This is a genomic window from Halomonas saccharevitans (assembly GCF_900116405.1).
Lineage (GTDB): Bacteria > Pseudomonadota > Gammaproteobacteria > Pseudomonadales > Halomonadaceae > Halomonas > Halomonas saccharevitans.
Map to the genome: position 1 here is coordinate 57,087 of NZ_FPAQ01000010.1, position 19,123 is coordinate 76,209.

The window sequence follows — 19,123 nt, forward strand, 5'->3', positions numbered from 1 at the left end:
CCCGGGCCCCGCCCGTGGTGGAGCGCTGGGCGCTCTGCCCGTGAACCGTTACAATGCGGCGACAGCCTCTTATCGACGTCGGGTTTCCCCCTATGCATTGCCCCTTCTGTGGCGCCAACGACACGCGCGTGACCGATTCCCGCCTGGTGGCCGAGGGCGACCAGGTTCGGCGGCGTCGGCAGTGCGCCGCCTGCAGCGAGCGCTTCACCACCTACGAGACCGCCGAGCTCGTGATGCCGCGGGTGATCAAGTCCGACGGCACCCGCGAGGTGTTCGATCAGGGCAAGCTACGCGCCGGCATGCTGCGTGCCCTGGAGAAGCGTCCGGTCAGCGCCGAGTCGATCGAGGCGGCCGTGGAGCGTATCCGCCAGCACCTGCGGGCCCGCGGCGAGCGCGAGATCCATGCCCGGGACATCGGCGAGGAGGTCATGCAGGCCCTCAAGCGCCTCGATCAGATCGCCTATATCCGCTTCGCCTCGGTCTACCGCCGCTTCCAGGACATCGATGAGTTCCGCGCCGAGATCGATCGCCTGGCCCAGGAGCCCGGCTTTCCCGACGACCCTGCCGGAGGGCGCTGATGACCGAACCGACCCTGGCCGAGACCTGGATGGCGCGCGCCCTGAAACTGGCCGAGCGTGGCCGCTACACCACCGACCCCAACCCCCGGGTGGGCTGCGTGCTGGTCAAGGGCGAGCGGGTGGTCGGTGAGGGCTGGCACGAGCGGGCCGGCGACCCCCACGCCGAGGTCCATGCCCTGCGGGCGGCGGGGGAGGCCGCCCGTGGTGCGACCGCCTATGTGACCCTGGAGCCCTGCTCCCATCAGGGGCGCACCGGCCCCTGCGCCCTGGCGCTGGTCGAGGCCGGGGTGGCGCGCGTCATGGTGGCCATGCAGGACCCCAATCCCCAGGTGGCCGGCCGGGGCATCGCCCTGCTGCGCGACGCCGGCATCGAGGTCGAGGTGGGTGTGCTGGAGGACGAGGCGCTGGCACTCAATCCCGGCTTCGTGATGCGCATGTCCCACGGCCGGCCCTTCGTGCGCCTGAAGATGGCCATGAGCCTGGATGGCCGCACCGCCATGCGCTCCGGCGAGTCTCAGTGGATCACCGGCCCCCAGGCGCGTCGCGAGGTCCAGCGCCTGCGCGCGCGATCCAGCGTCGTGCTGACCGGGGTCGAATCAATCATCTTCGACAACGCCCGGCTAACCGTGCGTGCCGAACAGCTGGCGCTGCCCGATGGCGAGGTGATCGCCGCCCGCCAGCCGCTGCGCGTGGTGGTGGATTCGCGCCTGCGCCTGCCCCTGGCGGCGGCCTGCCTGCGCGAGCCCGGCCGCACCCTGGTGGCGACCCTCGCCGAGCACGACGCCGAACGGCGCGAGCGGCTCGAAGAGGCCGGCGCCGAGGTGGTGGCGATGCCGGCGGGCCATGACGGCCGGGTCGACCTCGACGCCCTGCTGCATCACCTGGCCGAGGCGGAGCAGGCCAACGAGGTGCTGCTCGAGACCGGGGCGACGCTCGCCGGCGCCGTGCTCGAGGCGAACCTGATCGACGAGATGCAGCTGTTCGTCGCGCCGACCCTGCTCGGCGGCGAGGCGCGCCCGCTCTTCGCGCTGCCGGGTCTGTCGCTGATGGCTCAGCAGAAGGGCCTCGAGATCCTCGACATCCGTGCCGTGGGTCAGGACTGGCGCATCACCGCAAGGCCTAGGCGTCGCACCTAACGCCGCAGAATTACCAAGCGAGAGGCGCCGAGAGCAGGGCGTAGAGGGGGTCCGAGGACCAGGGACGGCCGAGGTAGCGTACAGGGAGGTATTCACAGCGCCCCCTCGAAGCCTGTTGTCGGCATAGCCTCGAGCGGCTCGGTCGTCGCTGCCGCCTAGGCCATACTGGCGCTCGTCGACTCGCCACGGCTGCTATCTACTGGCGCCCACCGACGCGCCACGGTACCCTGACGCGGTTTCGAGGTGGCGACGCCGGAGGGCGACCCGATCGTCGCGGGACCGCGACGGCCACCACGCTGAATCAATGGAGACTCCATGGTGCACTCCTCATCCGGGGGCCTGGCCCCTATCGAAGAACTGGTCGAGGACATTCGTCAGGGCAAGATGGTCATCCTGATGGATGACGAGGATCGCGAGAACGAAGGCGACATCATCATGGCCGCCGAGAAGGTCGAGGCCGAGCACATCAACTTCATGGCGCGCCACGCCAGGGGGCTGATCTGCCTGCCGATGACCCGCGAGCGCTGCGAGCGTCTCCAGCTGCCGCTGATGGTGCGCGACAACGGCTCCGGCTTCGGGACCAAGTTCACCCTCTCCATCGAGGCCGCCGAGGGGGTGACCACCGGCATCTCCGCCGCCGACCGCGCGCGCACCGTGCGTGCGGCGGTCGCCCGCGACGCCAAGGCCGGCGACATCGTCCAGCCCGGCCACATCTTCCCGCTGATGGCCGAGCCCGGCGGCGTGCTGCGCCGCGCCGGCCACACCGAGGCGGCCTGCGACCTCTCGGCGCTGGCCGGGCTCGATCCCAGCGGCGTGATCTGCGAGGTGATGAACGAGGACGGCAGCATGGCGCGTCGCGCCGAGCTCGAGCGCTTCGCCGTCGAGCACGGCCTGAAGATGGGCACCATCGCCGACCTGATCCACTATCGCATCCACAACGAGCAGACCGTGCAGCCGGTGGAGTCGAGCCCGGTCGAGACCGCCTTCGGCGAGCTCAACCTGCACGTCTTCCGCGACAGCATCCAGGGCGCCCATCACCTGGCGCTGGTCAAGGGGCACCCGCATCCCGAGGCCCTGACCACGGTGCGCGTGCACCTGGCCAACGTGATGCGCGACCTGCTGGCCCTGCAGAAGGGCGACCGGCCGAGCTGGACCGCCCAGCAGGCGCTGGCCGAAGTAGCCGACGCCGAGCACGGCGTCTTCGTGCTGCTCGACGATGGCCGCCCGCACCAGGACCTTCACGACCTGCTCGAGGTGTTCCTCGAGCGCCGTCGAGCGCCGCGCACCAGCGATTCCGACGGCGCCGGTAACTACCTGACCATCGGCACTGGCTCGCAGATTCTGCGGCACCTGGGCGTCGGCAAGATGCGCCTGCTGAGCTCGCCCTGGAAGTTCTCCGCCCTCTCCGGCTTCGACCTCGAGGTGGTGGAGCGCCTGGAACCCGGCGAGCCCGTGCCCAGCGAACAGCGCGACGATTGACGCCGCGCCCGCCTTCATCATGACGGCATGGCTGCGGCCATGCCTCCGGACCCTTTAGCACCGGATCTTTCAGGACACAGAACCATGCAACCGATTTCCCAAGTCGAAGGCAGCTTCGTCGACGTCGACGGCCGCTACGTGATCGTCGTCGGCCGCTTCAACCATCACGTGGTGGATAGCCTGGTCGAGGGCGCCGTGGACAGCCTGGTGCGCCACGGCGTGGATAGCGAGAACATCGACATCGTCCACGTGCCCGGTGCCTGGGAACTGCCGCTGGCGATCAAGCGCGTGCTGCAGGTAGCCCGCCCCGACGCGGTGCTCGCCCTGGGCGCGGTGATTCGCGGCGGCACCCCTCACTTCGAGTACGTGGCCGGCGGCTGCAACACCGCCATGGGCAACCTGCAGCTCGAGTTCGACACCCCCGTGGCCAACGGCGTACTGACCGTGGAGTCCATCGAACAGGCCATCGAGCGCGCCGGCACCAAGGCCGGCAACAAGGGCGCCGAGGCGGCCATGGCGGCCATGGAGATGGTCTCGCTGCTGCGCTGCTTCGGCGACGATGCCGACGCCGGGGGTGAGGCATGAGCGGCGAGCGGACGCGGGCGCCCTCGAAGGCGCAGCAGTCGCGCCATGCGGCCCGTGAGCTGGCCGTCCAGGGTCTCTACCAGTGGCAGATGACCGGCAAGTCGATCACCGCCGTGGAGGCGGAGTTCCGCAGCCAGGTGGCCGATGACGACCTCGAGGATCACGAGAACTGGCACAAGGTCATGGAGATCGCCGACCTGGCGCTCTTCCATGAGCTGCTGCACAACGTGGCCCGCGACCGCCAGGCCCTCGATGCCTCCATCGCGCCGCTGCTCGATCGCCGCCTCGAGGATCTCGATCCCATTGAGCTTGCGATCCTGCGCCTGGGCGCCTACGAGCTCTCCAAGCGCCCCGAGGTGCCGTACCGCGCGGTGATCACCGAGGGTGTCGAACTCGCCAAGTCCTTCGGGGCCACGGACGGACACAAGTACGTCAACGGCATCCTCGACAAGCTTGCCGGGCGGCTGCGGTCCGCCGAGGTCACCGCTCGCCGCCGCTGAAGGCCTGCCCGATGCACAGCGAATTCGAACTCATCACCCGCTACTTCACGCCCGACCCGCCCGGCCCGGAAGCCGGCGTGAGCCTGGGCGTGGGTGACGACTGCACGCTGCTGGCGCCGACCCCGGGCGAGCGGCTGGCGGTCAGCGTCGATACGTCGGTCGCCGGGATCCACTTCCCCGAGGCGGCCCCGGCCGCGGCGATCGGTCACCGGGCGCTGGCGGTCAGCCTGAGTGATCTCGCCGCCATGGGCGCCCGCGCCCGCTGGTGCCTGATGTCGCTGACCCTGCCGGCAGCGGACGACGGCCCCTGGCTGGCGGATTTCGCCCGCGGCTTCCATGCGCTCTGCGACGCCACCGACACCGCCCTGGTGGGCGGCGACGTCACCCGCGGCGAGCTTTCCATCGGCGTGACGGTGATGGGGGAGGTGCCGCCCGAGCAGGCGCTGACCCGCAGCGGCGCGCGGTCGGGCGACGTGCTGGCGGTCACCGGAGCGCTGGGCGGCGGTGCCGGTGGGTTGGCCCTGTGGCAGCGCGGCGAGCGGGATCTCGCCCATCCGCTGCTCGTCCGCTACCTGCATCCGCTGCCGCGTCTCGCGGCGGGTCACGCCCTGCGTGGCCTGGCGAGCGCCGCCATCGACGTCTCCGACGGCCTGCTGGCCGACCTGGGTCACGTGCTCGAGTGCTCCGGCGTCGGCGCCGAACTGACGCCAGAGGCGCTGCCGCTGGCCGAGGGGCTGGTGGCCGCGCTCGGCGAGCGGGACGCCCTGGCGGCAGGGCTTCACGGCGGCGACGACTACGAGCTGCTGGTGGCCCTGCCGCCGGAGCATTTCGCCACGGCGCATGGCCGACTGGCCGAGCGGGGCCTGGCGCTGACCGAGATCGGCCGGCTGGTCGAGACGCCGGGCATTCGCGGCGTGGCCCTCAATGGCGAGCGCGGCTGGCAGCACTTTTCGACGGGCGGTACCTCATGAACCAGGCTCCTGCCAGCGTCTGGCGACGCCCGGTGCACTTCCTGGCCTTTGGCCTGGGCAGTGGCACCGTACCCTTCGCCCCCGGCACCTTCGGCACCCTGGCCGCCATCCCCTTCTACTGGCTGATGTCCGAGCTGCCGCTGGGCTGGTACCTGGGCCTGGTGGCGGTGACCTTCCTGTGGGGCATCTGGCTCTGCGACAAGACGTCCCACGACCTGGGCGTCCACGATCACTCCGGCATCGTCTGGGACGAGTTCGTCGGCTACTGGCTGACCATGGCCGCCGTGCCCTTCTCCTGGGAGGCGGCGCTGTGGGGGTTCGCGGTGTTTCGCGTCTTCGACGTCTTCAAGCCCTGGCCGATCCGCTGGGCGGATCGCCGGGTCGCCGGCGGCTTCGGCATCATGATCGACGATGTCCTCGCCGCGGCCTACGCATGGAGTACCATGCACCTGTGGTTCTGGCTCCACTGAGTCGACGCGCTCGAGGGCTCCTTACTCGCGGCGCGCCGCAGTGGCCCGGATACGGCGCGGACAAGGAAGGCCATGATGCGCAAGGAACGACTGATCGTCCCGGTGGTGGTGGGGCTGGCGCTTGCCTGGGCGCTGGCGCAGGCCATCGCCAGCCTGCTCTTCGAGCGTGAACTGGCCCGGGCCCTCGAGGATCTCGCCGCCCGGGGCGACCTGCTGGTCGAGCGCAGCGACGTCGAGCGGGGCTGGCTCGAATCCAGCGGTACCCTCCATCTGACGCCCCGTTTCGGCCGGGCCTGGCACCTGGCGCTGCCCTACGAGGCGCGTCACGGAGTGATCAATACCCGCATCGACGGCACCCTCAAGCCTTACGTCGGCGCCGACGGTCGTCGGCTGTTCGGCGATTTGCTGCCCTCCTCAGCGCCGCGCTGGCAGGCGCGCTACCATACCCTGGGGGCCACCCTGAGAGGGCGCCTGAAACTGGCGCCCTTCATCGTCAGCCAGCAGGAGCGCGCGCTCGAGTTTCGCGGCGGCGAGGTCACCTTCAGCGGGGTCTACGGGGACTGGCGGCTGCAGGCCGACCTCGCGCCCTGGCGGCTCAGCGATGGTTCGACCACGCTTGAGACCGGCCCGATCACCCTTGAGAGCCGCTACGCCTACACCGAGGACGCCTACCACTTCACCCAGCAGGACCTGCTCAAGGTGGCAGGGCTCGCCTGGCGCCAGCCGGACCTCGCGCTGGATGCCAGCGGGCTGGTGCTGCACAGCCGCACCACCCTCGACGAGGCGGAGCTGCGCATCCGGAGCGAACTGACCCTCGATCGCCTGATGGCGGCCGACGAGGTGTTGCTCAACGGCCGCCTCGCCGTGGAGCTGTCGCGGATCAACGCCGATGCGCTGCGCCGGGTGCTCGCCACGCTGCGCGACGAGGCGGCCCGTGGCGAGACCGACCGTGGGGGCAGGGCGCTGCTGGCGCGCCTGGAGCCCGACCTGCTCGGCCTGCTCGCGGATTCGCCGCGGCTGGACCTCCATGCCGTCGACCTCGACAGCCCGATGCTGGGGCTGGATGCACGCGGCGACGGCGCCCTGTTCTTCGACGCCGAGGCGCTTGAAGCGCTGGACCCGACCGCGCTGGACGAGCCCGAGGAGCAGGCCCGCTGGCGCGAGCGGCTCTACGGCGACGCGACCTGGGACCAGGTGCCCCCGGTGGTGGCGCTGTGGCTCGGCCTGCCGCTCGCCACCGACGACCTGGCGATCGACGTGGTGCGCGGGCGGGTCAGGATCAACGGCCGGCCGCTGTCGCCGATCCTCGAACGGCGTCAATGACTTGAAGTCGGGCTTCGCTGCCCGCATCCCTCAAGTCAGCCCCGGGAAGCTTCCCGACGATTCAGGACGAGGACCGCATGAGCGACGACCACGAGATGCAGGATGGCCTGGACTGGATCCATGCCAACGACGACGACGCTTTCGACGACGAGTTGCCCGGCGCCGAGGACCACCGCTCGGTGGTGCCCGCCAGCGATTCCCTGCCCGAGCGCATCTATCTGCTGCCGATCCACAACCGGCCCTTTTTCCCCGCCCAGGTTCAGCCGCTGGTGATCAATCGCGAGCGCTGGGAGGAGACCATCCGCCGTGTCGGCGACACGCCGCATCGTGCCGTCGGGCTGGCCTTCGTCGGCGAGACCGGCGTCGAGGATCTCGGCGGCGAGGACTTCCCCGAGATCGGCACCGCGGTGCGGGTCCACAAGCTGCAGAGCGAGGATCAGCAGATCCAGTTCATCGCCCAGGGCATGCGGCGCTTTCGCATCACTCGCTGGCTCTCCAAGGAGCCGCCCTACCTCGTGGAGGTGAGCTACCCCCGCGAGCCGGTGGATGCCGAGGACGACGAGACCCGCGCCTACGCCATGGCGCTGATCAACGGCATCAAGGAGCTGCTGCCGATCAACCCGCTCTACGGCGAGGAGCTCAAGCACTATCTGAACCGCTTCAGCCCCCACGAGCCGGGGCCGCTGACCGACTTCGCCGCGGCCATCACCTCGGCCAAGGGGCCGGAGCTGCAGGACGTGCTGGCGACCCTGCCGGTGATGGAGCGCATGCAGAAGGTGCTGCCGCTGCTGCGCAAGGAGATCGACGTCGCCCAGCTGCAGAGCGAGATCAGCGAGCAGGTCAACGCTCAGATGCAGGAGCGCCAGCGCGAGTTCTTCCTGCGCGAGCAGCTCAAGGTGATTCAGCGCGAACTGGGTATCTCCAAGGACGATCGCGAGAACGACGTCGACACCTTCCGGGCGCGCCTCGAGGGATGCGTGGTACCCGAGCGGGTCATGGAGCGCATCGACGACGAGCTCGACAAGCTCTCGGTGCTGGAGACCGGTTCGCCGGAGTACGGCACCACCCGCAACTACCTCGATTGGCTCACCGCCATGCCCTGGGGCGTCAACAGCCAGGACCAGCTCGACCTGGCCCACGCCCGCACGGTGCTCGACCGCGACCACGACGGCCTGAACGACGTCAAGGAGCGTATCGTCGAGTTCCTCGCCGAGGGCACCTTCAAGGGCGACGTGGGCGGCTCGATACTGCTGCTGGTCGGCCCGCCGGGCGTCGGCAAGACCTCGGTGGGGCGCTCCATCGCCGAGGCCCTGGGTCGCGAGTTCTACCGCTTCTCGGTGGGCGGCATGCGCGACGAGGCCGAGATCAAGGGCCACCGCCGCACCTACATCGGCGCCATGCCCGGCAAGCTGGTCCAGGCCCTCAAGGAGGTCGAGGTCGAGAACCCCGTGATCATGCTCGACGAGATCGACAAGATGGGGCAGTCCTTCCAGGGCGACCCGGCCTCGGCGCTGCTCGAGGTGCTCGACCCGGAGCAGAACGTCGACTTCCTCGACCACTACCTCGACGTGCGCCTGGATCTTTCCAAGGTGCTCTTCGTCTGCACCGCCAACACCCTGGACTCGCTTCCCCCGGCGCTGCTCGACCGCATGGAGCAGATTCGCCTCTCGGGCTATATCGCCGAGGAGAAGGTGGCCATCGCCAAGCACTTCCTCTGGCCTAAGCTGCTCAAGCGTGACCGGATCCCCAAGAAGCGCATCAACCTGACCGACGCCGCGCTGCGCCAGGTCATCGAGGGCTACGCCCGGGAGGCCGGGGTGCGCCAGCTCGAGAAGCAGCTGCACCGCATCGTGCGCAAGGCGGCGGTCAAACTCCTGGAGAGCGACCAGCAGTCGGTGCGAGTCTCGGTCAACAATCTCGAGACCTACCTCGGCCCGCCGATCTTCCGCAAGGAGCAGGTGATGAAGGGCGAGGGCGTGGTTACCGGGCTTGCCTGGACGTCCATGGGCGGCGCCACCCTCTCCGTGGAGGCCGGCAAGGTGCACGCCCTGGATCGCGGCTTCAAGCTCACCGGCCAGCTCGGCGACGTCATGAAGGAGTCGGCCAACATCGCCTACAGCTATGTGCTGGGCCACCTCGGCGACTACGGCGCCGATACGGACTTCTTCGACTCGGCCTTCGTGCACCTGCACGTGCCGGAGGGCGCCACGCCCAAGGACGGCCCCTCGGCCGGCGTGACCATCGCCACGGCGCTGCTCTCGCTGGCCCGGCATCACGCCATCGACCGGCCCCTGGCGATGACCGGCGAGCTCACCCTGACCGGCCAGGTGCTGCCGGTGGGCGGCATCCGCGAGAAGGTGATCGCCGCTAGGCGCAGCGACATCTTCGAGCTGATCCTGCCCGAGGCCAATCGCCGCGACTACGACGAGCTGCCCGACTACCTCAAGGAGGGGCTGACGGTGCACTTCGCCGGCCGCTATCGCGACGTGGCCAAGGTCGTCTTCGGCTAAGGCCGACCCCGTCTCGAGCCTCCCGCACGCACCCGCCGATGGCATAATGGCGGGTGCGTCGTTTGGTTTTGCAAAAAAGTGTGCGAACAACAAGGAACGCCCATGCCCTCCAAGGTTCATGCCGCCGGCGCCTCGCTCGCGGCGCTGCTGGCCGCCGGCTCGCTCCAGGCCGACGAGACCCTGACCGTCTACACCTACGACTCCTTCGTCTCCGAGTGGGGCCCCGGCCCCGGCATCGAGGAGGCCTTCGAGGCGCGCTGCGGCGACTGTGACCTGGAGTTCGTGGCCCTGCCCGGCGGCGTCGACATCCTCCAGCGCCTGCGCCTGGAGGGGGAGGGCAGCCGGGCGGATCTGGTGCTGGGCCTGGACATGAACCTGATGGCCGAGGCGCGGGCGCTGGACCTGCTGGCGCCCCACGGGGCCGACCTGGCGCCGCTCGACTTGCCCATCGACTGGACCGACGAGACCTTCCTGCCCTACGACTGGGGGCACTTTGCCTTCGTCTACGACACCGAACAGCTCGAGACGCCGCCGGGCAGCTTCGCCGAGCTGCTCGAGGCACCCGACGACGTCAAGGTGATCCTCCAGGACCCGCGCACCAGCGTTACCGGCCAGGGGCTGATGCTGTGGATCAAGAAGCTCTACGGCGATCGGGCGCCCGAGGTCTGGGCCCGGCTCAACGAGCGGGTGCTGGCCGTCACCAACGGCTGGAGCCAGGCCTACTTCTCGCTGTTCATGAACGGCGAGGCGCCCATGGTGCTGTCGTATGCCACCTCGCCGGCCTACCACATGGCGGTGGAGGAGACCGACCGCTACCAGGCCGCCGAATTCGAGGAGGGCCACTACCTGCAGGTCGAGACCGCGGCGATGCTGCGCACCACCGAGCAGCCCGAGCTGGCCCGGGACTTTCTGGCCTTCATCCTGAAACCGGACTTCCAGCGCCACATTCCGCTGGGCAACGTCATGAACCCGGCCATCGACCTGGGTGACGAGCGGCCCGAGGTCTTCGACCGGCTGATCGAGCCCGAGAGCCTCACCTTCACGCCCGAGGAGGTCCGCGCGCATCGTCGCGAGTGGATCCGCGAGTGGCTCAACGCCAGCGTCCGGTGAGCGGCGCGACTACCTCTCTGCGCTGGGCCAGCCGTTCGCGCTGGCCGCCGGGCCTCGGCCTCGCCGCCCTGACGGCGGTGGCGGGGCTGGGGCTCGGCAGCCTCGGCGCGCTCTTGTGGCAGGCCCGTGGCATGCAACCGGCGGCCCTGTGGCAGGAGCCCTGGCTCGCCGCGGTGCTGCGCTTCACCCTCTGGCAGGCGACCCTCTCGACGCTGCTCGCCGTTGGACTCGCCGTGCCGGTGGCGCTGGCCCTGGCGCGGCGCCCGCGCTTCCCGGGGCGCGGCCTGCTGCTGCGGGCCATGGAGCTCTCGTTGGTGCTGCCCACGCTGATCGGCCTGTTCGGCCTGGTGGCGGTGCACGGCCGGCGCGGCTGGGCGGCGCCGCTCTGGGAGGGGCTCGTCGGGTCGGAGTCGGGTTACCTCTACGGCCTCTCGGGCATCGTGCTGGCCCATGTCTTCTATAACCTGCCGCTCGCGGCCCGGCTTATGCTGCAGGCGCTGGAGACGGCGCCCGCGGCGCACTGGCGGCTCGCCTCACAGCTGGGCCTGACCCGCACGGCGCTCTGGCGAACCCTGGAGTGGCCGCGCCTCGCGCCCTTGCTGCCGCGGCTCGCGGCGCTGGTGTTCACGCTCTGCTTCACCAGTTTCGCCATCGTCATGACGCTCGGCGGCGGCCCGCGCTCCTCGACCCTGGAAGTGGCGCTCTATCAGGCGCTGAAGTTCGATCACGACCTGGCGCTGGCGGCCCTGCTGGCCCTGACCCAGCTGACCATCTGCCTCTCGCTGTGGCTGCTGGCGCTCTCCCGGGGCGGGACGCCCTCGCTGGTGGTGGGCAGTGTCTCGCTGCCGACCGGTGGGCGCTGGCGGCGCCGCGATGCCCTGGGGGTGTCGCGCGTCACCGATGCCTTCTGGCTCACCGCGCTGGCGGCACTGCTGCTGCCGCCCCTCGTCGCCGTGGTGCTGGCGGGCCTGGCCGGGCTGCCGGAACTGCCTCGCCAGGCGAGCCTGTGGGCCGCGGCGGCGCGCAGCCTGATCATGGCTCTCGGTGCGGCGGCCGGGGCGCTGACTCTCGCGCTGTCTTTGCTCACGGGCAGTCGCTGGCTCAAGGCCCGGCGGCACGGCGTGGCGGCGCTCGCGATGGAGGGCGGCGGCCAGCTGATTCTGGTGATCCCCGCCCTGGTGCTTGGCACCGGGCTCTTCCTGCTGCTGCGCCCGACGCTCGGCAGCGGCTGGCAGGGCTATGGCCTGGTGGTGCTGGTCAACGCCTTCATGGCGCTGCCCTTCGCCATGCAGGTGGTACGCGGGGCGCTGCCCGGACTATCCGCCCCCGAGGAGCGCCTGGCCGACCAGTTCGGCATCCGCGGGCGGGTCCGGCTGCGCTGGCTGGTCTGGCCGCGACTGCGTCGTCCCCTGGCGCTGGCGCTGGCCTACGCCATGACCCTGTCGCTCGGCGACTTCAGCGTGATCGCCCTGTTCGGCAGCCCCTCGGCGCCGACCCTGCCGATGCTGCTCTACCAGCAGCTCGGCGGCTACCGCTGGCAGGGCGCCGCCGCCACGGCGCTGCTGCTGCTGTCGCTGGTGGTGCTGGTATTCGTGCTGCTGGGGCTTTTGACCCGCCGCCCGCCCCGCTATCCCTGGAACCGTTTCGTCCGCGAGGAGCGTCATGCTCGAGTGCCGTGACCTGATCTTCCACTACGATCGCGCTGAGCCCGGCGAGACCCCGGACTTCTGCTTCGGCTTTAAGCTCGCCCCCGGCGAGTGCCTGTCGGTGGCGGGGCCGTCGGGCGCTGGCAAGAGCACCCTGCTGGGGCTGCTGGCGGGCTTTCTCGAGCCGGCCGGCGGCAGCCTCACCTGGCAGGGCCAGGACCTGCTGGCGCGCCCGCCCTGGGAGCGCGGCATCACCACCGTCTTCCAGGAGCACAACCTCTTCGATCAGCTGCCGGTGTGGCTCAACGTGGGTCTGGGGCTGGCGCCGGACATGCGCCTCACCAGCGAGCATCAGGCCCGTGTCCGCGAGGGACTCGCCGAGGTGGGGCTCGCGGGGCTGCACGATCGCCTGCCGGCGGAGCTCTCCGGCGGCCAGCGCCAGCGCGTGGCGCTGCTGAGGGCGCTGCTGCGCGGATCAAGGATCCTGCTGCTCGACGAGCCCTTCTCGGGGCTCGACGAGGCGACCCGCGCGAGTCTCTGGGACCTGGTGCGCCGCCAGAAGGCGGCGGGCGCCGCGGTGCTGCTGGTCAGCCACGATCGCGACGACATCGAGGCGCTGGCCGACCGTCGCGCCCGGCTCGAGGGCGGCCGGCTCTTAGGCGGCGCCTAACGGGCCCGGAGCGCTGGCCTGAGCGCCGGGCGCGTGACAGAATCTTTTTTTCCTGGACACGAGAACCGCCCCGGACTCCTCGCGCGAGCGAGGAGGCGAGGGTGGCATGCATGAAGATAAGAGAAGAGGACACCATGCCCGAATATCGCTCCCGCACCACCACTGCCGGTCGTAACATGGCCGGTGCTCGCGCCCTGTGGCGTGCCACCGGCATGAAGGACGAGGACTTCCATAAGCCGATCATCGCCGTGGCCAACTCCTTCACCCAGTTCGTGCCCGGCCACGTGCACCTGAAGGACATGGGCCAGCTGGTGGCCCGGGAGATCGAGAAGGCCGGCGGGGTGGCCAAGGAGTTCAACACCATCGCCGTGGACGACGGCATCGCCATGGGCCATGACGGCATGCTCTATTCGCTGCCGAGCCGCGACCTGATCGCCGATAGCGTCGAGTACATGGTCAATGCCCACTGCGCCGATGCGCTGGTGTGCATCTCCAACTGCGACAAGATCACTCCCGGGATGCTGATGGCCGCGATGCGCCTCAACGTGCCGGTGATCTTCGTCTCCGGCGGGCCCATGGAGGCGGGCAAGACCAAGCTGCTGGATCACGGCCTGGATCTGGTCGATGCCATGGTCATGGCCGCCGACGACAGCGTCGACGAGGCGACCCTCAACGAGGTCGAGCGCAGCGCCTGCCCGACCTGCGGCAGCTGCTCGGGCATGTTCACCGCCAACTCCATGAACTGCCTGATGGAGGCGCTGGGCCTGGCGCTGCCCGGCAACGGCACGGTGCTGGCCACCCATGCCGATCGCCGCCGGCTGTTCGAGAACGCCGGCCACCGTATCGTCGAGCTGGCCAAGCGCGTCTACGAGGGTGACGAGGCGCACCTGCTGCCTCGCGCCATCGGCTCCAAGGCGGCGTTTCGCAATGCCATGACCCTGGATATCGCCATGGGCGGCTCCACCAACACCATCCTGCACCTGCTGGCCGCGGCCCAGGAGGCCGAAGTCGACTTCACCATGACCGACATCGATCGGTTGTCCCGCGAAGTCCCGCAGCTGTGCAAGGTCGCGCCCAACACCCAGAAGTACCATATCGAGGACGTGCACCGAGCCGGCGGCATCATGGCGATCCTCGGCGAGCTCGACCACGCCGGGGTGCTCGATACCCGGGTGCCCACCGTCTACGGCGACAGCCTGGCCGCGGCGCTCGAGGAGTGGGACATCATGCGCTCGCCGAGCCCCGAGGTGGTGGAGTTCTTCCGCGCCGGCCCCGGCGGCATTCCCACCCAGACCGCCTTTTCCCAGAGCGCGCGCTGGCCGAGCCTAGATGGCGATCGCGCCACCGGCTGCATCCGCGATCTCGAGCACGCCTTCTCCCTGCAGGGCGGCCTCGCCGTGCTCAAGGGCAACATCGCCGTCGACGGCTGCGTGGTGAAGACCGCCGGCGTCGATGATTCGATCCTGGTCTTCGAGGGGCGCGCCCACGTGGTGGAGTCCCAGGACCAGGCGGTCGAGCATATCCTCGCCGACAAGGTCAGCGAGGGCGACGTGGTGGTGATCCGCTACGAGGGTCCCAAGGGCGGCCCGGGCATGCAGGAGATGCTCTATCCGACCAGCTACCTGAAGTCCAAGGGGCTCGGGAAGGCGTGCGCGCTGCTCACCGACGGGCGCTTCTCCGGCGGCACCTCGGGGCTCTCCATCGGCCACGTCTCGCCGGAGGCGGCCGCGGGCGGCGCCATCGGGCTGGTCGAGAGTGGCGATCGCATCCGCATCGATATCCCCAACCGCACCATCGACGTGCTCCTGGACGACGCCACCCTGGCGTCACGCCGGGCGGCCGAGGAGGCGCGAGGCATCGAGGCCTGGAAGCCGAGCCTCGAGCGACCCCGTCGCGTGTCGGCCGCCCTCAAGGCCTATGCGCTGCTGGCGACCTCCGCCGACAAGGGGGCGGTGCGCGATCTGACGAAGCTGGACTAAGCTGGAAGTACTAAGCTGGAAGGACTGGGCTGGAATCAGCCTAGCCCGCATGCGCACCCCGGCCGGCGCTGGGGCCCGTGTCATCAGCAGGGAAGCCAGCACCATGAAGACACAGACGGTAAGCGTTGGTCTGGTGGGTTACGGCACGGCCGGACGCACCTTCCATGCGCCGCTCATCCAGGCGGCGCCGGGGCTGGAGCTCGCAAGCGTGGTCAGCACGCATCCCGAGCGGGTCCAGGCCGATCATCCGGCGGTCGAGGTGCTACCCAAGCTCGCCCAGCTGCTGGCGCGCCGCGACATCGACCTGGTGGTGATCGCCACCCCCAACGAGACCCACTTCCCGCTGGCCAAGGCCGCCCTCAACGCCGGCAAGCACGTGGTGATCGACCAGCCCTTCTGCGTCACCGCCTCCGAGGCGCGCCTGCTCAAGGCGCAGGCCGACGGGGCGAATCGCCTGCTCAGCGTCTTCCACAATCGCCGCTGGGACAGCGACTTCCTGACCCTCAAGGCGCTGATCGACGAGGGCACCCTGGGGCGGGTGGTGGCCCTGGAGTCGCGCTTCGATCGCTTCCGTCCCCGGGTCACCGACCGCTGGCGTGATCGCCACAAGCCCGGCAGCGGCATCTGGTACGATCTGGGGCCGCACCTGCTCGATCAGGTCCATGAGCTCTTCGGCATGCCCAGGGCGATCCTGCTGGAGCTCGCCACCGCCCGCGAGGGAGCCGAGGTCGACGACGACTTCCTGGCACTGCTGGAGTACGACCACCTGCGGGTGACCCTGCAGGCCAGCTCCCTGGTGGCCGATCCGACGCCGCGCTTCCGGGTGCATGGCACCCGCGGCAGCTTCGTGAAGTACGGCCTGGACCCTCAGGAGGGGTGGCTCAAGGCGGGGCAGTCGCCGACACCGGGTTGGGGCGTGGATCCCTCGCCCGGCACCCTCACCCTGGACGAGGCGCCAGGGGAGGGCGGTGGCAATCGCGAGACGGTCACCCTGGCGAGCCGCGAGGCGCCGGCCGTGCCGGGCGACTACGGCACCTACTACGCCGGTATCGTCCGCGCGCTGCTCGAGGGAGCGCCGCCGCCGGTGACCGGAGAATCGGCCCTGGAGGTGATGACCCTGCTGGAGACCGGGCTAGACAGCTATCGACAGGGCCGCTGGGTGAAGCTCAAGGAGAGCGGCAGCAAGCTGCGCCGGCTGCACAGCCGCTAGCGGGGAAGGTCCGGAACCACCCGGTCGTTCCGGCCGGGCGGTCTTGCTCGAGGACCTTCCGGGCTCACCAGAGCCCGGTGTCGTCCGGGGCGTCGCTGCGCAGCTTGTCCCTGGCGATGTAGAGCGCCGCGATGGCGCGCGCCTCGTGGAAGTCCTCCCGCGCCAGCAGCCCCGAGAGCTCGTCGATGGCGTGGGTCTCGACGATCAGCGGCTCCGGCTCGTCGCCGGGCAGGCGCTTCGGATAGAGGTCGGTGGCCAGCAGCACCTGCATGCGATGGCGCATGTAGTTGGGCGCCAGCGACAGCTCGATCAGCGGCTCGATGCGATGGGCGCCGAAGCCGCACTCCTCCATCAGCTCGCGGTTGGCCGCGGTGACGAGATCCTCGCCGGGGTCGACCAGCCCCTTTGGCAGGGTCAGCACATAGTCCTCGAAGCCGGCGGCGTATTCGCGAATCAGCAGCACGTGCTCCGGGTCCGGCATGGCCACGATCATCACGGCGCCGACGCCCTGGCCGGTCCCGATCAGCCGCTCGAAGGTGCGCTCGGCGCCGTTGGCGAAGCGCAGGTCCAGCTCCTCCACGTGGAACAGGCGACTGCGCGCCACGCTGCGCCGGTCGAGGATCTGCGGCCGGGTGGGCCAGGGCCGGGAGGTATCGTGCGGGTCTGACATGGCAAGACTCCGTGTGGCGGGAGCGTGTGGCAGCGGCGATGACGCGCGATATCCAAGGCCCGAGGGCTGGGAGGTCGATATGCGTCATGCCTGGCGATTCGATACAATACTACGTCTCAACCGCCCCCGACTCACTCCCGGAGTAGCGATGATCGACTGGCGCGCCATCGATACCGTCCTGTTGGACATGGACGGCACCCTGCTGGACCTGCACTTCGACAGCCACTTCTGGCTCGAGCACCTGCCGCGGCGCTACGTCGAGCTGCACCGCCTGGACGAATCGACCCAGGAGGAGATTCGCGCGCGGATCATCCGTGAGCAGGGCACCCTCAACTGGTACAGCCTGGCCTACTGGAGCCGCGAGCTGGGGGTCGACGTGGTCGCCCTCAAGCGCGAGGTGCAGCACCTGATCGGCCTGCGCAGCGACGCCCTGGATTTCCTGCAGTGGTTGAAGGCGGCTCACCCCCGGGTCGTGCTGGCCACCAACGCCGACCGCGAGAGCCTGGCGCTCAAACTGCCGCTGACCGGGCTGGAAGAGTACCTCGACGCCATCGTCTCCTCGGCGGACCTGGGCGTTCCCAAGGAAGAGCAGGCCTTCTGGTTCGCCCTCCAGGAGCAGGAACCCTTCGATCCCGAGCGGACGCTGTTCATCGACGACAACGCCTCGGTGCTCGAGAGCGCCCGCGAGTTCGGCATCCGCCACCTGCTGGGCATCAAGCAGCCCGACAGCCGCCGGCCCGAGAAGGAGCTCGAGGAGTTCATCGCCCTGGATCGCTTCGCCAACCTGCTGCCCGAGGAGCGACCGCCCGTCTCGGGAGAGCGCCCTGACGCAGATCCTGAAGCAGGTCCTGGAGAGCGCCATGGATAGCGTGCGGCTCGACAAGTGGCTCTGGGCGGCGCGCTTCTTCAAGACCCGGGCGCTTGCCAAGAAGGCCATCGAGGGCGGCAAGGTCCAGTACAACGGCGCCCGGGCCAAGACCAGCAAGGGCGTCGAGGTCGGCGCGCTGATCCGCGTCCCCCAGGGCTGGGACACCCTGGAGGTCGAGGTGGTGGATCTCTCCGGCCAGCGGCGCGGCGCCCCCGAGGCGCGCGCGCTCTACCGCGAGACCGCCGAGAGCGCCGCCCGTCGCGAGCGTGAAGCCGAGGCCCGACGCCTGACCAATCAGGCCATGCAGCACCCGCTCAAGCGACCCGACAAGAAGCAGCGCCGCGAGATCAAGCGCTTCCAGGAACGCTCCGGCGAGTGAGCCGCCGCGCCGGGGCCGGCGCTCGCCATGACCGGAAGGCCCCGGTCTCGGCATTCCAGGCTCCGGCCACCCCGATTTGCACACGCCCGTCCTTGCTATTCATCTTTCAGGTGTCAGACGACATGAACGACCAGATTCAGCGTTTTCTCTTCGAGCGCACCAACGTGCGCGGCGAGATCGTCACCCTCGAGCGCGCCTATGCCGAGGTGCTCGAGCGTCACGACTACCCGGGTTCGGTGAACCACCTGCTGGGCGAGTTGCTCTGTGCGGTGGCGCTGCTCACCGACACCGTCAAGCTCGACGGCACCCTTAGCATCGAGGTGCGCGGCCAGGGAGCGCTCTCTCTGCTGATGGCCGAATCCAATCCCGGCGGCGAGCTGCGCGCCATCGCCCGCCTGGACGAGGAGGCCGCGATTCCCGGCGACGCCGCTGATTTCCGCCAGCTGGTGGGCGAGGGGCAGATCGTGATCACCCTGGACCCCACCGATGGCCAGCGCTATCAGGGGATCGTGGCCCTGGAGCACGACAGCCTGGCGGGCTGCCTGGGCGCCTACTTCGCCCAGTCCGAGCAGCTGCCCACCCGGCTGTGGCTCTGCGCCGACGGAAAGCGGGCCGGCGGGCTCCTGCTGCAGCGCCTGCCCGACGAATCGCTCAACCAGGACGACGATGCCTGGGAGCGCACCGTGCACCTGGCCGAGACGCTCAAGAACGAGGAACTGCTGGGCCTCGAGCCGCTCGAGGTGCTGCGTCGGCTGTATCACGAGGAGGAAGTGCGGGTCTTCGATCCCAAGGCGCTCTACTTCGGCTGTACCTGCTCTCGAGAGCGTATCGCCGGCGCCCTGCTGGGGCTGGGGGCGCAGGAGCTCCGCGAGGTGCTGGCCGAGCAGGGCGGCATCGAGACCCAGTGCCACTTCTGCCACACCCGCTATCCGTTCACCGCCGCCGAGATCGAGGCGATGCTGGACGATCCCGAGGGAGCATCGCCCACGCTGCACTGAACAGGCGTCCGTCGGCGCATTCCGTGCTGCGCTGCAGTACG

The 19,123-nt window shown here is 69.8% G+C and carries 18 protein-coding genes; 17 read left to right on the forward strand and 1 reads right to left on the reverse strand.

What is annotated here, in order from left to right:
* The first annotated feature begins 92 nt into the window (after window positions 1-92).
* The 14 genes from nrdR (at window position 93) to BM388_RS06635 (ending at window position 16,167) form a co-directional block, all read left to right on the forward strand.
* Window positions 93-578, forward strand: a complete 486-nt coding sequence (gene nrdR / locus BM388_RS06570; protein WP_089848410.1) for a transcriptional regulator NrdR — start codon at window positions 93-95, stop codon at window positions 576-578.
* Window positions 578-1,714, forward strand: coding sequence for a bifunctional diaminohydroxyphosphoribosylaminopyrimidine deaminase/5-amino-6-(5-phosphoribosylamino)uracil reductase RibD (ribD, locus tag BM388_RS06575; RefSeq protein WP_089848412.1), 1,137 nt, complete (start codon window positions 578-580; stop codon window positions 1,712-1,714). Before nrdR ends, ribD begins: the two co-directional genes overlap by 1 nt.
* A 315-nt stretch (window positions 1,715-2,029) precedes the next feature.
* Window positions 2,030-3,193, forward strand: a complete 1,164-nt coding sequence (gene ribBA, locus BM388_RS06580; RefSeq protein WP_089848414.1) for a bifunctional 3,4-dihydroxy-2-butanone-4-phosphate synthase/GTP cyclohydrolase II — start codon at window positions 2,030-2,032, stop codon at window positions 3,191-3,193.
* 84 nt (window positions 3,194-3,277) lie between these two features.
* On the forward strand, window positions 3,278-3,778 hold the full coding sequence (gene ribH, locus BM388_RS06585) for a 6,7-dimethyl-8-ribityllumazine synthase (RefSeq protein ID WP_089848416.1): 501 nt from the start codon (window positions 3,278-3,280) through the stop codon (window positions 3,776-3,778).
* Complete coding sequence (gene nusB, locus BM388_RS06590) at window positions 3,775-4,278, forward strand: transcription antitermination factor NusB (protein WP_089848418.1); 504 nt, start codon at window positions 3,775-3,777, stop codon at window positions 4,276-4,278. The genes ribH and nusB overlap by 4 nt, the downstream gene beginning before the upstream one ends.
* Before the next feature lie 11 nt (window positions 4,279-4,289).
* A complete protein-coding gene (gene thiL / locus BM388_RS06595; RefSeq protein WP_089848420.1) occupies window positions 4,290-5,249 on the forward strand; it encodes a thiamine-phosphate kinase in 960 nt (319 codons plus the stop codon).
* Entirely contained in the window at window positions 5,246-5,719 is a 474-nt protein-coding gene (locus tag BM388_RS06600) for a phosphatidylglycerophosphatase A family protein (RefSeq protein ID WP_089848422.1), read from the forward strand. Before thiL ends, BM388_RS06600 begins: the two co-directional genes overlap by 4 nt.
* Before the next feature lie 75 nt (window positions 5,720-5,794).
* Window positions 5,795-7,042 (forward strand): DUF945 family protein, encoded by a 1,248-nt coding sequence (locus BM388_RS06605; RefSeq protein WP_089848475.1) that lies wholly within the window; start codon window positions 5,795-5,797, stop codon window positions 7,040-7,042.
* 77 nt (window positions 7,043-7,119) lie between these two features.
* Complete coding sequence (lon, locus tag BM388_RS06610) at window positions 7,120-9,552, forward strand: endopeptidase La (protein ID WP_089848424.1); 2,433 nt, start codon at window positions 7,120-7,122, stop codon at window positions 9,550-9,552.
* A gap of 102 nt (window positions 9,553-9,654) precedes the next feature.
* Complete coding sequence (thiB, locus tag BM388_RS06615; protein ID WP_089848426.1) at window positions 9,655-10,662, forward strand: thiamine ABC transporter substrate binding subunit; 1,008 nt, start codon at window positions 9,655-9,657, stop codon at window positions 10,660-10,662.
* Window positions 10,638-12,341: a thiamine/thiamine pyrophosphate ABC transporter permease gene (gene thiP, locus BM388_RS06620; protein ID WP_175535050.1), complete on the forward strand. Its 1,704-nt coding sequence runs from the start codon at window positions 10,638-10,640 to the stop codon at window positions 12,339-12,341. Before thiB ends, thiP begins: the two co-directional genes overlap by 25 nt.
* A complete protein-coding gene (locus BM388_RS06625; protein ID WP_089848430.1) occupies window positions 12,325-12,978 on the forward strand; it encodes a thiamine ABC transporter ATP-binding protein in 654 nt (217 codons plus the stop codon). Before thiP ends, BM388_RS06625 begins: the two co-directional genes overlap by 17 nt.
* 134 nt (window positions 12,979-13,112) lie before the next feature.
* Entirely contained in the window at window positions 13,113-14,957 is a 1,845-nt protein-coding gene (ilvD, locus tag BM388_RS06630; RefSeq protein WP_089848432.1) for a dihydroxy-acid dehydratase, read from the forward strand.
* Window positions 14,958-15,060: 103 nt separating this feature from the next.
* Window positions 15,061-16,167 (forward strand): oxidoreductase, encoded by a 1,107-nt coding sequence (locus BM388_RS06635; protein ID WP_089848436.1) that lies wholly within the window; start codon window positions 15,061-15,063, stop codon window positions 16,165-16,167.
* A 64-nt stretch (window positions 16,168-16,231) separates the two neighbouring features.
* Here BM388_RS06635 and nudE read toward each other — a convergent pair whose 3' ends face one another.
* The gene (gene nudE / locus BM388_RS06640; protein WP_089848438.1) at window positions 16,232-16,837 is read right to left on the reverse strand and encodes an ADP compounds hydrolase NudE; all 606 of its coding nucleotides are present in this window, start codon (window positions 16,835-16,837) and stop codon (window positions 16,232-16,234) included.
* Between the two features lie 148 nt (window positions 16,838-16,985).
* Here nudE and yrfG point away from each other — a divergent pair, with 148 nt between their 5' ends.
* The 3 genes from yrfG (at window position 16,986) to hslO (ending at window position 19,082) form a co-directional block, all read left to right on the forward strand.
* Complete coding sequence (gene yrfG / locus BM388_RS06645; protein WP_089848440.1) at window positions 16,986-17,705, forward strand: GMP/IMP nucleotidase; 720 nt, start codon at window positions 16,986-16,988, stop codon at window positions 17,703-17,705.
* Window positions 17,698-18,084, forward strand: a complete 387-nt coding sequence (locus BM388_RS06650) for an RNA-binding S4 domain-containing protein (protein WP_089848442.1) — start codon at window positions 17,698-17,700, stop codon at window positions 18,082-18,084. The genes yrfG and BM388_RS06650 overlap by 8 nt, the downstream gene beginning before the upstream one ends.
* A gap of 122 nt (window positions 18,085-18,206) precedes the next feature.
* Window positions 18,207-19,082: an Hsp33 family molecular chaperone HslO gene (gene hslO / locus BM388_RS06655; RefSeq protein WP_089848444.1), complete on the forward strand. Its 876-nt coding sequence runs from the start codon at window positions 18,207-18,209 to the stop codon at window positions 19,080-19,082.
* The last annotated feature ends 41 nt before the right edge of the window (window positions 19,083-19,123 follow it).

Coding starts and splice junctions, on each gene's coding strand:
- thiL (WP_089848420.1), top strand. CDS start 4,290: ATGCACAGCGAATTCGAACTCATCACCCGCTACTTCACGCCCGACCCG.
- ribH (WP_089848416.1), top strand. CDS start 3,278: ATGCAACCGATTTCCCAAGTCGAAGGCAGCTTCGTCGACGTCGACGGC.
- BM388_RS06650 (WP_089848442.1), top strand. CDS start 17,698: ATGGATAGCGTGCGGCTCGACAAGTGGCTCTGGGCGGCGCGCTTCTTC.
- thiB (WP_089848426.1), top strand. CDS start 9,655: ATGCCCTCCAAGGTTCATGCCGCCGGCGCCTCGCTCGCGGCGCTGCTG.
- ribD (WP_089848412.1), top strand. CDS start 578: ATGACCGAACCGACCCTGGCCGAGACCTGGATGGCGCGCGCCCTGAAA.
- BM388_RS06600 (WP_089848422.1), top strand. CDS start 5,246: ATGAACCAGGCTCCTGCCAGCGTCTGGCGACGCCCGGTGCACTTCCTG.
- BM388_RS06605 (WP_089848475.1), top strand. CDS start 5,795: ATGCGCAAGGAACGACTGATCGTCCCGGTGGTGGTGGGGCTGGCGCTT.
- yrfG (WP_089848440.1), top strand. CDS start 16,986: ATGATCGACTGGCGCGCCATCGATACCGTCCTGTTGGACATGGACGGC.
- BM388_RS06635 (WP_089848436.1), top strand. CDS start 15,061: ATGAAGACACAGACGGTAAGCGTTGGTCTGGTGGGTTACGGCACGGCC.
- BM388_RS06625 (WP_089848430.1), top strand. CDS start 12,325: ATGCTCGAGTGCCGTGACCTGATCTTCCACTACGATCGCGCTGAGCCC.
- hslO (WP_089848444.1), top strand. CDS start 18,207: ATGAACGACCAGATTCAGCGTTTTCTCTTCGAGCGCACCAACGTGCGC.
- ribBA (WP_089848414.1), top strand. CDS start 2,030: ATGGTGCACTCCTCATCCGGGGGCCTGGCCCCTATCGAAGAACTGGTC.
- nrdR (WP_089848410.1), top strand. CDS start 93: ATGCATTGCCCCTTCTGTGGCGCCAACGACACGCGCGTGACCGATTCC.
- nusB (WP_089848418.1), top strand. CDS start 3,775: ATGAGCGGCGAGCGGACGCGGGCGCCCTCGAAGGCGCAGCAGTCGCGC.
- nudE (WP_089848438.1), bottom strand. CDS start 16,837: ATGTCAGACCCGCACGATACCTCCCGGCCCTGGCCCACCCGGCCGCAG.
- ilvD (WP_089848432.1), top strand. CDS start 13,113: ATGCCCGAATATCGCTCCCGCACCACCACTGCCGGTCGTAACATGGCC.
- lon (WP_089848424.1), top strand. CDS start 7,120: ATGAGCGACGACCACGAGATGCAGGATGGCCTGGACTGGATCCATGCC.